Raw genomic sequence first — 13,191 nt, 5'->3', positions numbered from 1 at the left:
TAGCTATGCAAGAGTTAACGATTGAGGAATTATTAAATATTGCTCAAAGTCAAATTACACCAAAGTCAGCAAGAATTACATTTTCAACTATTAGAAAATAGAAAAAAATAAAAATAATCAATTAAGTGAATCTGATAGGTTATTGTTGAAATCTCTACGAGTGAGTGCTGATTATTTAATGTTAAAAAAAGCTTATGCCTATAGACTTTTAAAGTGGAAAGGTTTTTCTCTTCGAGATTTTGAGCAATTAGTATAAAAAGGTAAAATTATGAATATCCAAATTAAACCGGAATTAGAGCAAATTATTCAAGCGCAAATTGCCACAGGTAGATATACAAATCCTGAAGATGTAATTAGTAAGGCGTTAAAATTGCTTTTGGAGTGGGATAAGGGTTATCAGAATTGGGTGGAAGAAACACGGGAAAAGGTGGATGTTGCTATTGAACAATTAGATAGAGGTGAAGGTATTAATGGGGAAGTTGTGATTTCACAATTGCGGGATAAGTTGCGTCAAGCGAGAGAGAGATAAGGATGAAAATACTTATGATTTCTCCAGAAGCTAGTCGTGATTTATCAGAAATTATTGATTATTTTGTTACTAGAAATATTGATGCTGGAGAGCGTTTTGTTGATGAGTTTGAAAAGAGGTGTCAGTATTTAGCTAATTTCCCTAATATGGGGCGTAGCTATGAAAATATTAGGTTTGATTTGCGGGGTGTTCCTTTAGATGGTTACGTGATTCTTTATCGAGTTATTAATGGTGGAATTGAAATTGTCCGTGTAGTTAGTGGTTATCGAGATTTGGAGTCTTTGTTTCAATGAATAATTGAGAAGCCCTGGCGATTAGAAAGATGCTTCCAGCACGCTACGCGAACGCGGCTATACAAACGAAGTCCACCTGAGTGGACTAAAAGCAAGATTTTTGAACTCGGCGGGTTTTGTCTGTGCAGACGCGAATTATATTCGCCGGGTTATGAATATTTTTTGTTTCGCGCAAAGACGCAAACTAAAAATTGAGTAAACAAGCTTAAATAAGCTATGTCAGTCCTACTGATAGCGAATAGTTTATGATTCTTCATGAACTTCAATAATGGTTACTTATTTTTACACATCTTTACAAAGTTAACTTTACCTAATTAGTGATTAAAGAGGTATTTGTATGATATACGGCAGTTTCCGGTATTATGAAGTACAGATATTAATGATAAAACTTTTGTGGTGCGGGCATCTTGCCCGCATAATGTGTACCTCACTCAAAGCTACTTGCTGTATCATTAGCATTTTAATAGCGATAATCTTAATTATAAGATTATTATTTAGAAATAATAAAAACCAGTTACTACAGTCTAAATCAGATCATAATATTGAGTTAGAGCCGATTCAACATGAATCAAATAATCTGCAATCTTTAATAATTCAGAAAGATGCTTATATTCAAACTTTAGAAATAGAAAAAGCTGGAAATTTACAAAATATCTCGTTATTAGAAGCCAATATTATTACCCAGCAATCTAATTGTGAATTACTTACACAAGAAAAAATTAATTTGAATAATCGCGTTCAACAATTAGAAGGGCAAATTCAATCTCTCACTGAGAAAATAAGAGATTTAGAATTGCAACGGAATACATTTGAAGTTAGTAATAATCATAGTTATCTAGAAAATATACAATTCCAGATTGCTCAAAAAGATAATGATATCCAAAAGTTAGAAATTGAAAATAATCAAAATATTCAAAGAATTAAACAGCTAGAAATAAATCTTAATGATAAAGAATCACGATTAAATGAGATAAGTAACAACAATAATATTTATCCGAATGAATTGCAAAAGCAGATTGCTCAAAAAGATGCCTATATTAAGAATTTAGAATTAGAAAAGGGGGATTTAGAGAAGGATTTAGAGAGGTATGTAGAATATTTAAACATATCTGGGTTAGAAGATATAGAAGATATAGAAACATATCCACTTTTTATAGAATATGAATATGACTATCAATACTTAAGAAGTCCTTGTATGGATAGATGCCAAGATTATATAGACTATTTACAACAATATCTATAATATTTTCAAAAGTATGATGATAGATACAAAATCAGTAAACTGTCTCATATAAGGTGGCTTAAAACCTAAAACAATATCCGTTTGGTACTCCCAATTCTACCAACTCACTAGCTACCCCTTCCTCAGTAAAATCTCTCTGAATCCAAATTTTTCCATCTCTAATATCTACATGAATAATTGTCCCATAAACGTAACTCACATTAATTCATGAGATTAAATTTAATTAATTTTAGTGCGTTACGCTTTGCTAACACACGCTACTGTCTACTGTCTGATAGCGTAGCGTGGCGTAGCCATATCAAGATGAAGAAAAAACTCATCTTTAAAACCTGGAATATTCCCAGATAAATATTCATAAAAAATCCTGTAAATCCTCTAATCCTGGGTATCCTGATTCAGACAATTAAGCATTTTTAGGATGAAGAAAAAACTCATCTTTAAAACCTGAAATATCCCTAGATAATTATTCACAGAAAATCCTGAGTATCCTGATTCTGATTATGAAAAGAAATTTTCATAATCGTCATGACTACCAATCCAAAACCATGTAACTGTATCACCATCCAAAACCCCAATTGCTCGATAATTGAGATTTATCCTGACAGACCAAATATTTTCCTGGTTATTTATACATTTGAAATGCAAAGACGGATAAAAAGGATTTTCTCTCCATAACCGATAAGCTTTTCTCGCACTCTGTCTAACTTGCTTGTCAAGAGACTGATATTCATCCCAAAAAGAAGGAAGGGTTGCTGACTTCATAGGTGTTGATAACCTCTAATGGTATATACACCAAATCTAGTCTTTTCTGAAGCCAGATATAAATCCTGAATTTATAACTTGTCATAGTCCATTGGTTTTGCAAGTCCTTCCGCAATCTCTCTTTTAGCACGTTGAGCAGATGCAATCAATTTTTCTTGAGTTTTCTTAAATGAATTATCCCATTTAAGTTCATCTTGCAAATCTGCCAAATATTCTCTCAGATGTTCTGCAATTCTGTCTTGTACATCTTCAGATAAAGATTCCATCATTTTAACTACGGTGGTAATTGCTGGAGATGACATAATCTAATTTCCTTTTAAACCTTACCAGTCTATTTTACTAAATATAAACTTAACTGCATCCCTCAACATATTCCACTATGCGGGGAAACATCCTGAAAATGCTTATCAGAGTGGAGAATGAAGGTGATTATTGATACTAATATTTTAGTTTCTGCTGTTCTCAAGGGGAGAGAACCAAGGGATTGTACAATCTCTCTGAATCCAAATTTTTTCATCTCTAATATCTACATGAATAATTGTCCCATAAACGTAACTCACATTAATTCATGAGATTAAATTTAATAAATTTTGGTGCGTTACGCTTTGCTAACACACGCTACTGTCTACTGTCTGATAGCGTAGCGTGGCGTAGCCATATCAAGATGAAGAAAAAACTCATCTTTAAAACCTGAAATATTCTCAGATAAATATTCATAAAAAATCCTGTAAATCCTCTTAATTACAGTGGTAATTGCTGGAGATGACATAATAGAATTGTCTATTTTACTAAAAATCAACTTAACTGCATCCCTCTACATATTCCACTTCTGGTAGTTTACCCGCTCTATACCTAGTTACACGCTGACCATCAGTTTCAAAAACAATGCGATAGTTTTGTTCGGCTTTATTTTTGGGAATAAAAGTTAAATAATATCCCTTTGTATATTTATGGGGTGTAACTTTAATTTGTCCAGGGTAAAGTGATTTAATTCGCGCTTCTGTATCACCAATTTTTGCACCAGAAACAGTAGTTATTTTGGGATTATTTACATCTACTCTGGCAATAACATCGCTGGTAACATATTGGAGACGACTCTTAACATCATCTTTTGTCACCATAAATGACACACCTTTGAGTTCTCCTTCCGTTTGTAGATAGTAACAACTATCACTTCCAGCATAGCTAACAGATAAACGAGTATTAGCCGCAGCAGCAGCTTCAGGAAGATTCATCCCTATTTTTACTGGACCCATACTATTGACAGTTACTTTGGCTTGACTGGTGAGTTTTGTCTGTGCAATGACTGTTCCGAGTGTGACAGAAAAAAATGTGATAGTCACAGGCGCAAAAGTTAGTAATGTAGTTTTGTGATTCATCTGTTTGTTGATAGTATTTACCCAGTTTGACGCACCCTAGATATTTCTAGATATTTAATATGACATTTGCTTAAGTCCTCTATCTAGATCCCGCAGATAACAAAATTCTCCTAGAATACAATATCTAGGGAAATTTAGCGAAAATTACAAGATTTCCGTTCACTATCATGTTCAGGATATTGCCAAGAATAAGCAAAATGGCTCACACTCTTAATTTGAGGAGATAATTGGTATAGTGCTTGCATTTGCGCTTCCAAGGATGGACGATTATTAATTGATTCCCCCCAGTGACCAGCTAAAGCGGGAATAACTTTTGTACCTGGTTTACTCAGTGCTAAAACCTGTTTTACTTGCGCTACAATACAACTAGCATCACCGCAAGTTGCGTAGGACATGGGATGCCATTCTAAGATGCTAGGGAATTTATCCCAAGGTTGCAACCGGGAATCATACCCTTGTCCTAAAGCTTGATTTCCTTCGGGAAAAAAGACTACTCCGGCGGGTATACCTTGTTGTTTGGCGGGATAACTTGCTAAAGCGACAAAATCTAAGATCCCTTGCATAGCATGAGCAACGGTGAGTAACCACAAATCTAATTGCAAAATGCGCTGTTTTTCCCCTGAAGAAGTCAGAGATTTTTGTTTTTTCGCAGGAATACGCCCTTCCCACATTGGTTCATCTTCTTGCGGGTAGCGTTGATCAACTTCCGCTATATCGCCGCTGCTAATATATCCCTTAGTGAGAAACCGGCGAATTAATTCCCGCCCTTTGGAATTTTGGGCGCGGCGAAATAAAAATTCTTGGGTGGCGGGGGTAAATAGCCATAAGTCCTGAACTTTGGTAACAATGGAATCCGCACCAGACTGGCGGGGATAGCGTACATAGTCTAAGAGAATACCATCAGGACGACGGCGGATCACCTGCTGCACCATGCGGTAATAATCGCTTCTAGCCTGGGGATTGTAGGGATCAATAAAGACTTGAGATCCGTCCTCTACTACGGATAAACTGGTTTGATTTTTGCCATTACGGGCGATCGCATTTTGTCTATCTGGACGTTGAGCATAGGTATAACCAAAGTTATTGGTAAACATCCAAGCATATACTTTTAACCCCCTTTGTTGCGCTTTTTTGATGGCTACGGCTAATAAATCTACTTTTTCTGCACCACGAATCCGAACTACTGCTGGCCAAACTGTCGGGTTTGTTGCTGCTGGTAATAGTACCTGTCCATCATAAAATACTTCTAAATAAACTTGGTTGTAGCCTTGGTTAACAATTCGATCCATAATTTGATCAATTGCTCCTGGTTGGATATCACAAGGATATAAACGTAACCAAATAGCTTGAGTCTCTGGCCAAGTTCGACTGCGGCATTCTTGTAATTCTTCTGTATGCTGTTTTAGTAGTTTTTGATAGTCCCTTTTCGCCTCTTTATTGTTTGCAAGAGCTAATAAACGTAATTTATCTTTTTGTTGGGCTGCTTTTGATGATACCCGACAATCTTCTCTCTTTTGAGCAATGGGTAGGGCTGTCCTATCCCTCCGGGGAGGCTCGTCCCTTTGGCTTATTCTCTGGTGGGGAAGAGAAGCTTTGGCTGCTTGGGCTTCTAAGTTAAGAATCAATAAGCTATGACTAATAATTACAGTCAATAAACTTTGCCAAGATATAATTGATCTTAAAAATTTCCAGTTGCAATTAGACATATCATTTAAAACTCGTATTCGTCAACAAACTTGGTGACAATCAACCCAGCTTGTTTATGATAAAAAGCGGAGGTTTGTAGTATTCCCAATTGAGTTTATACCACAAAAATCAGAGAGTGAAAAAATAATTGCTCTTGTCCCAATTCGGAACAAATTTGGCTTGTTGGTTCCCATCTACTAATAATGTCACGAACCTTTTGCATTAAAACATCACTAAAATTTTCACCCAGTTTCTGTAACGCTCCCGTGAGAAATATAGTAGTCATAGCAGTAGTTAAGGTTATAGGGTTCATAAAATCTTGACTAAAAATATTTGAATATACTTATTATCGGCATAATTATCGAAGATATTCAATAATCATGATCATGGTAGTGTAATCCGAATTATAAATAAGAGGTATTCCTTACCCCAAAAAAGATAAAATCACCGAAAATTGATTTTCAGAATCTATATCTGCAAGTAAAACCGACGAATAACTATGCTAGAACAAGGTAACATCAGTATTCATACTGAGAATATTTTCCCAATTATCAAGAAGTCTCTCTACTCAGACCATCAAATCTTCTTGCGGGAACTGGTATCTAACGGGGTAGACGCTATCCAAAAGTTAAATATGGTGTCCCGCGCTGGTGAATATAATGGTGAAATTGGTGAACCAGAAATTACCATTAGCATTGATAAAGACAACAAAACTCTCTCCATTACTGATAATGGGATTGGAATGACAGCAGAGGAAGTAAAAAAATATATTAACCAAGTCGCTTTCTCTAGTGCTGAGGAATTTATTCACAAGTATGAAGGAAAAGCAGACCAACCGATTATCGGTCATTTCGGTTTGGGTTTCTACTCTTCTTTTATGGTTGCCAAACAAGTACAAATTGATACTCTTTCATACAAAGAAGGCGCACAAGCAGTTCGTTGGACTTGTGATGGTTCTCCTAAGTTTATTTTAGATGAGTCCCAACGTACCAGTCACGGAACTACAATTATTCTCACCTTGGAAGGGGAAGAAGAGGAATTTTTAGAACCAGCACGAATTAGGAATCTTGTCAAGACCTATTGTGATTTTATGCCGGTTCCCATTAAAATGGATGGGGAAACTTTAAATAAACAAAAAGCTGCATGGCGTGATTCTCCTAGTAGTCTTACTAAAGAAGACTATTTAGAATTTTACCGCTATTTGTATCCTTTTCAGGAAGAACCCTTGCTATGGGTACATTTAAATACAGATTATCCCTTTGTAATTAATGGTATTCTCTACTTTCCGAAAATGCGCCCTGATGTAGATGTTACCAAGGGACAAATTAAGTTATTCTGTAATCAGGTGTTTGTCAGTGATAATTGTGAGGAAATTATTCCCCAATTTTTAATGCCAATGCGAGGTGTAATTGATAGCACTGATATTCCTTTAAATGTTTCTCGAAGTGCATTACAAGGCGATCGCACTATTAAGAGAATAGGAGATTATATTGCCAAAAAAGTTGGCGATAGACTAAAGGAATTATACCGCGATGACAGGGAACAATACATAAAAATCTGGAAAGATTTGGGAACATTTGTCAAGTTCGGTGTTCTCAATGATGATAAATTCAAAAAACAGGTAGAAGATATCATTGTTTTCCGCACTACGGCTAAATTAGAAGCCGCAGCAGCGGTTGAAGTTCAAACCGCTGAAGATGATGCTTGGCAAGATGCCACCTCAGCTAATAGTATTAATTTACCATATATAACCCTGAAAGAATACTTGGAACGGAATAAAGAACGTCATGAAAATAAAGTATTTTACAGCACAGATGAAGCAAGTCAATATACCTATATTGAACTGCACAAAAATCAGGGTTTAGAAGTCCTATTTATGGACTCCTTTATTGATACCCACTTTATTAACTTCCTCGAACAAGAATATCGGGATGTTAAATTTACACGGGTGGACTCGGATTTAGATAATACCCTTCTAGAGGACAAAACTGGTGAAATTGTTGATCCCACCACCAACAAGACGAAAGGAGAAGTGATTAAAGAACTATTTGAGAAGGCACTGAATAAGCCAAAATTGAACATCCGCACTGAGTCACTGAAATCCGATGACCCCCAAGGAACACCACCAGCAATGGTATTATTACCGGAATTTCTGCGTCGGATGCGGGAAATGACCGCTATGATGCAGCAGCAAACCACTGAATTTCCCGAAGAACATATTTTGCTAGTAAATACTGCCCACCCGTTAATTCAAAACTTGATTAATCTTAATCAGGGTACTATTATTCATGGTGATGGTGTATCCCATACGAGTCAATTAGTGACCATAATTTGTCAGCACGTTTATGATTTAGCATTAATGTCTCAAAAAGGTTTTAATGCAGAGGGGATGAAATCCTTTGTAGAACGTTCTAATGATGTGCTAACTAAGTTAACGGAACAAGCAAGTAAATAGAAAATAACAATCAAGTGTAGGGAGACGTTGTTTACAGCGTCTCTTCCGAAGAGGGGATACTTTTTTATTTAATTGGTTTATTTAATTGGTTTATCTAATTGGTTTATCTAATTGGTGCAACTAAAGCGTCCAGATGTTTAGATGTATTTGGTCTGATTTAAATGACCACTTGGCTTCCTTCACTAGTGATCTGTTTTGCCAGTTGCGTAAGTCCTGTGACAATTATTCACGCCAAATTAGTTACCAATAAAAGTGCCAAGTTGACATCAGATGCTTGTGAAAAAATGAGCATTTACCTGATATTAATAATTTAAAGATATCGTAAAGATATTCTAATTCTGGTAAATGGGAATAAAAAATCAAAGTAGACAGATCAGGATAGGAAATTTTTACAGCCAATAGTGCTATACTTCCTATTTCTTTGAGAGTTACATGAATATAAATGGGGAGTAAAATTCCTGTTTCTGGTAAAGTTATTCTGAGTAATTCTTCTAAAACCCTTAAAATTATCCAACTAGATTCAGGTTCTTCAATTCTCCAGTAAATTGGCATATTAACCTGAAAATCTAGATGGGGATAGGAGTTAATCCAAGGTTCTAGTAAACACTCAATACATAAAGGTAAGCTATCTTGAATAGATATCGGACATAAGCGATCGCTCAATTGTACTAAAGAATGATGAAGGTTATCAATTTTTTTGATATGTGCTTGAATTTCTGTCACTGATAAACTTAGTTTATCCATAACTAATAAATCTAAATTACGTCGGATTGTAAAAGATTCTTGTAATAAATCATCACGGACTTTTTCAGATTCTAGAAATAGTTTGAGAAATTCCCTATAAAACCACCACTGTAATGCTTGCTTAATTCTTGGCTCAGATGTCATAAACTTGATCATGATTATGACTTAGTTAAATTAGAAATTACCCTGTTTGTAAAGGGGGGGAGATTATTCACTCTTAGGAAAAGGAAAAGTTAGGGTGAGATATTTGTGGTACTTCATAAACCTAAAATTTGCTGTATGTTTTTTATAACCCTTGTAGAGAGGTTTGATGGAATGTCGCTACTTTTTGGTTAGCTAATCACAAATCAGCAATCAATCTGGCTTTTCTTAACATAAATTGTAATACTGTTTCTTCCCTAGAAATAATATCGGCCGTACCATTCATTCCCGACTGAAGAAAACACTGACGATCATTATTTCCAAATGAACTTTTTTCGGGTTGAATTGTAGCTTCAAAGTAGTTAGCACCAGGAGAAATTGCAGTATTTGTATCTTTGCTTAGAGGTGTAATTGCATCAGGAGAAATCGTTTTAACAACGCCCTTAGCAGTTCCATAATCAGGATATGGACAAGCATCAACACGAAGTTGTGCTTTTTGACCAACAGTAATTTTATTAATTTCTGAGCTAGGAATCAGAGCTTTAATTACTAAAGAATTACGATCATCAGGTACAATCTCAGTAATAGATTCACCAGCGCGAACAACTTGTCCAGAATTTCGTAAATTTAGTTTCAAAATAATCCCATCGTTAGTAGCAACAATAGTGCTATTTTTTCGCTGATTTTCTAGCTGTTGAAGTTCTTTTTGTAATTGTTTTATTTGAGTTTGTATTTCAACCAAACGCTGAATTAAGCCTACCCTTTCTTTATTTAGAGCAGCTATATTTGCTTCACCTTTAGCAGTTTCTTGAGCAATACGTTCTTGTGCCATATTCATCATTGCCGTAGTTGGATTAATTGCAGCTTTATTTAATTTAACTTTTATATTAGCGATATCAACAGCTTTTTTTGCAGTTTCCAGTGTTAAGGTTGTTTGTTGAACAACTAGCTGTTTTTGCTCAAATTCTCGGTTACCAATTACCCCCATTTCTGCCAACTGTTGATAGCGATCACGATCCACTTTTGCAAATTCTAAGTCAGCTTCAGCCTTTTGTAAATCTACTAATTGTTTTTGAATATTTAGCTGGGCTGTTATTAATTCACCTTCAGTATTAACCTTTCGCTCTTCATATTCCCTTTGATTTTTTAATAAATCCTCCTGAGCAGCAATAATAACCCTTTGTATGACTTTTTTTTCAGCCATGATTTGATTATTTAAAGTCCGGTTTTGAGCATAAATTTGTAAAATTTGTAATTTATTCTGGTTGATATTTTCTTCTAATTGACTTTTTTTAATTAGCAATTGTTCAGTATCTAAAATGGCGATTACATCTCCTTGTTTAACAATTTGATTTTCTTTGACTAAGATAGTTTTAATAGTCCCTTCTACCTTTGATTGCACTACACGAGTTTCACCTATGGGACGAACAATAGCATTAGCTTTGACAGTAACATTATATTTCACCCATGAAGATAAATAAATACCAGTAATAACAGTCCCAATCAGAAATAAACCTGCTAGGGATGTCCAACTACTTATAGGTGGAAGTGAATTATCATTTCCAATTACAGAATTAAATTCTTGATTATCAGTGTAAAGCATAGTTATCTAAATAATGAATGATATATAGGATTCCTATCAGAAGTACCAGATGGTTTTCCCCCCTTTATAAGAGGTAAATACAAGGGAAATTAAGGAATTAGAAAATCTAAATGATCTCCTGGTTTATTGCGTAAATCCTCTAAAGAACCTTCTAATTTCAACCTACCTTGATCTATCAAAACAATCCAGTCAGCCCGATTAATTACTTTAGGTCTGTGAGTAATTAAAATAGTTGTTTTCCCTCGACGATGTTTAAATAATTGGTCTAAAACTTGGGCTTCACTAACTGGATCAAGTCCCCCAGTAGATTCATCTAAAATCAAAATTGGTGGGTCTGTAACAATGGCTCTAGCTATGGCTAATCTTTGTCTTTGTCCACCAGAAATATTAGCACCAAATTCTCCTAAAATAGTTTGATATGTCTCCGGTAACTTATTGATAAATTCATCAGCACCAGAAATTTTACAGGCTTGAACAATCTGTTCAAAGCTAACATGAGGCGCTCCTAATCGAAAATTATCAATAATAGAACGACTCCAAAAATGAGCATCCTGGGGAACAAGAACCACTTGTTGACGCAGACATTCTAAAGAAAGGTCTTGAAGGTTATAAATTCCAATTTGGATATTACCAGATTGCAGAGGATATAATCCAGCTATTAATTTAGCTAAGGTACTTTTACCGCATCCAGATTTACCAATTAAAGCCACAACTTGACCACCAGGAATTGTTAAAGAAAAACCTTCTAAAAAGTCAATTCTTCCTGCATAGTGAAACTTCAAATTTTTACAATAAATATCAACATTTTCGGGAATTTTTACAACAGGTTTTTTGCCATAATCTTCATTTTCTGGAGTAGCATCAATAACTTCTGTTAAACGTTGGGTTGCAGTTTTCGCACGAGTAAATTCTTCAACAAAGCCGATAACTGTACCAATTAAACCCAAAAAATTCCCATTCATAGAGTTAAATGCTAGTAATTTACCAATACTGAGATTTTCAGCGGGATTAATTACTAAATAGCCACCGAACCAAAGTAAAATAACACCACCAATAGCAGAGATAAAACCAGAAAAAGTATTATTAATGATGCCAATTTGGATAGTGCGAAACATGAGATTAGCTAGACGAATAAAACGGCTTTCTAATTCATCTAAAAATTGGGGTGCTGAGGTAGTTGTTTTGAGAGTTAATGCTCCTTTAAAAGTTTCGACTAAAACCCCTTGAGTTTCCGCTTCTTGAACTAAAAGTTCACGAGTCTTTTGTTGTAAAGTTGGCTGAAAAATAATAGTTGATAATGTCATTAATACGGAGATTAATAACGCTATTCCGGTTAATTTCCAGCTATAAAAAATCATGATACTTAGAGAAATCAAGGCAATAAAAAATCGGCTGGGTAAGGTAACAACCAATTGAGCCACTAATTGATTAATTTGTTCAATATCTTGCAATCTACTAACTATTTCACCACTGCGTCGAGCTTCGTAATAACTTAAAGGTAAACGCAAAATTTGTCTACCAAAATCTAAAACTAGCCCTAATTGTAAGCGTTGAGCAAAGTTAGCAATTAAGTTAGATTGGACAAAGGAAAGGCTATTAGAAACAAAATTCATAACTACTACGGAAATCGCTACAGTAGTTAGTAATTTTGTGTCACCTCTAACTAACACATCATCAGTAAGAATTTGTAATAAAAAAGGAGAAGCTAAAGATAACAAACCCAAGATCAAATTTAAAGGTATAACTTGGACTAAAATGGCCCGATAAATCCAAACTCGTCGAAAGAAACGCCAAAAGCCACCAGTTTTATCACTTTCTTGTTCAAAAAAGCGAATAGGATCTGGTTCTAGCAAGAGAATTAACCAATCTTTCCAACCATCAATTAAATCTTTTTTAGAAAGATAACGAACCCCAACTCCGGGATCTGCAATGACAAAATTTTTGCCTTTTTTACCGTATAAAACAACCCAATGATTTCCTTTCCAGTGAATAATTGCTGGTAAGGGAGCTTCATTCATTCGATTAATTATTTCCGATGATGTTTTGACTGGATTAACTTTAAAACCCAGGCTTTCTGCACCTCGTCTTAACCCTAATAAAGTAGTTCCAAATTGTCCAGTTCCAACAACTTCCCGAATGCGGCTGAGGGTAAAATTACGACCATAATATTTGGATATTGTAGCTAAACAAGCTGCTGCACAATCTTCTTCACTATGTTGTTTAACAAATTGGAGTTTCATAAATAAATAACCATAGAAAAGAATCAAAATATATTATTTTTATTTCTATTGAATTGGTAGTAAACACTGGTAAATATAATCCGAATAGTAGAATATAAAATTATCTGATCCTGGTT

At 35.0% G+C, this 13,191-nt stretch carries 12 protein-coding genes and 1 pseudogene; 4 read left to right on the top strand and 9 right to left on the bottom strand.

Features of this window, described 5'->3' with window-relative positions; translation table 11 throughout:
• Nucleotides 1-268 precede the first annotated feature (268 nt).
• From H6F62_RS05810 to H6F62_RS05800, 3 genes are all read left to right on the top strand, one after another.
• Nucleotides 269-529 (top strand): type II toxin-antitoxin system ParD family antitoxin, encoded by a 261-nt coding sequence (locus H6F62_RS05810; RefSeq protein ID WP_137908561.1) that lies wholly within the window; start codon nt 269-271, stop codon nt 527-529.
• A gap of 2 nt (nt 530-531) precedes the next feature.
• Nucleotides 532-822 (top strand): type II toxin-antitoxin system RelE/ParE family toxin, encoded by a 291-nt coding sequence (locus tag H6F62_RS05805; protein WP_137908560.1) that lies wholly within the window; start codon nt 532-534, stop codon nt 820-822.
• Between the two features lie 337 nt (nt 823-1,159).
• Nucleotides 1,160-2,065, top strand: coding sequence for a hypothetical protein (locus H6F62_RS05800; RefSeq protein WP_190371551.1), 906 nt, complete (start codon nt 1,160-1,162; stop codon nt 2,063-2,065).
• Here the strand turns inward: H6F62_RS05800 and H6F62_RS05795 are convergent.
• The 6 genes and pseudogenes from H6F62_RS05795 to H6F62_RS05765 all read right to left on the bottom strand — a co-directional run.
• A pseudogene (locus H6F62_RS05795) lies at nt 2,060-2,255 on the bottom strand (element excision factor XisI family protein); the annotation flags it as partial. The gene H6F62_RS05800 and the pseudogene H6F62_RS05795 overlap by 6 nt on opposite strands.
• Before the next feature lie 308 nt (nt 2,256-2,563).
• Nucleotides 2,564-2,827, bottom strand: a complete 264-nt coding sequence (locus H6F62_RS05790; protein ID WP_137908558.1) for a hypothetical protein — start codon at nt 2,825-2,827, stop codon at nt 2,564-2,566.
• Between the two features lie 71 nt (nt 2,828-2,898).
• Nucleotides 2,899-3,129: a hypothetical protein gene (locus H6F62_RS05785; protein ID WP_137908557.1), complete on the bottom strand. Its 231-nt coding sequence runs from the start codon at nt 3,127-3,129 to the stop codon at nt 2,899-2,901.
• Between the two features lie 498 nt (nt 3,130-3,627).
• The gene (locus H6F62_RS05775) at nt 3,628-4,206 is read right to left on the bottom strand and encodes a hypothetical protein (RefSeq protein ID WP_137908556.1); all 579 of its coding nucleotides are present in this window, start codon (nt 4,204-4,206) and stop codon (nt 3,628-3,630) included.
• A 134-nt stretch (nt 4,207-4,340) separates the two neighbouring features.
• Nucleotides 4,341-5,912, bottom strand: a complete 1,572-nt coding sequence (locus tag H6F62_RS05770) for a family 10 glycosylhydrolase (protein WP_190371550.1) — start codon at nt 5,910-5,912, stop codon at nt 4,341-4,343.
• Between the two features lie 95 nt (nt 5,913-6,007).
• Entirely contained in the window at nt 6,008-6,205 is a 198-nt protein-coding gene (locus H6F62_RS05765) for a hypothetical protein (protein ID WP_137908555.1), read from the bottom strand.
• Nucleotides 6,206-6,391: 186 nt separating this feature from the next.
• Between H6F62_RS05765 and htpG the strand changes: the two genes are divergently transcribed.
• Nucleotides 6,392-8,347, top strand: coding sequence for a molecular chaperone HtpG (gene htpG, locus H6F62_RS05760; RefSeq protein WP_190371549.1), 1,956 nt, complete (start codon nt 6,392-6,394; stop codon nt 8,345-8,347).
• Nucleotides 8,348-8,587: 240 nt separating this feature from the next.
• Here the strand turns inward: htpG and H6F62_RS05755 are convergent, their stop codons facing one another.
• The 3 genes from H6F62_RS05755 to H6F62_RS05745 all read right to left on the bottom strand — a co-directional run bounded on the left by H6F62_RS05755 (nt 8,588) and on the right by H6F62_RS05745 (nt 13,075).
• Complete coding sequence (locus H6F62_RS05755) at nt 8,588-9,247, bottom strand: hypothetical protein (RefSeq protein WP_137908553.1); 660 nt, start codon at nt 9,245-9,247, stop codon at nt 8,588-8,590.
• Between the two features lie 184 nt (nt 9,248-9,431).
• On the bottom strand, nt 9,432-10,835 hold the full coding sequence (locus H6F62_RS05750) for an HlyD family efflux transporter periplasmic adaptor subunit (protein ID WP_190371548.1): 1,404 nt from the start codon (nt 10,833-10,835) through the stop codon (nt 9,432-9,434).
• Nucleotides 10,836-10,924: 89 nt separating this feature from the next.
• Complete coding sequence (locus tag H6F62_RS05745) at nt 10,925-13,075, bottom strand: peptidase domain-containing ABC transporter (RefSeq protein WP_137908551.1); 2,151 nt, start codon at nt 13,073-13,075, stop codon at nt 10,925-10,927.
• Between the last annotated feature and the right edge of the window lie 116 nt (nt 13,076-13,191).

The sequence above is a fragment of the Anabaena sp. FACHB-1391 genome (assembly GCF_014696755.1).
In the GTDB taxonomy this organism is placed as follows: domain Bacteria; phylum Cyanobacteriota; class Cyanobacteriia; order Cyanobacteriales; family Nostocaceae; genus Dolichospermum; species Dolichospermum planctonicum.
This window is presented reverse-complemented; position numbering and strand designations above follow the sequence as displayed.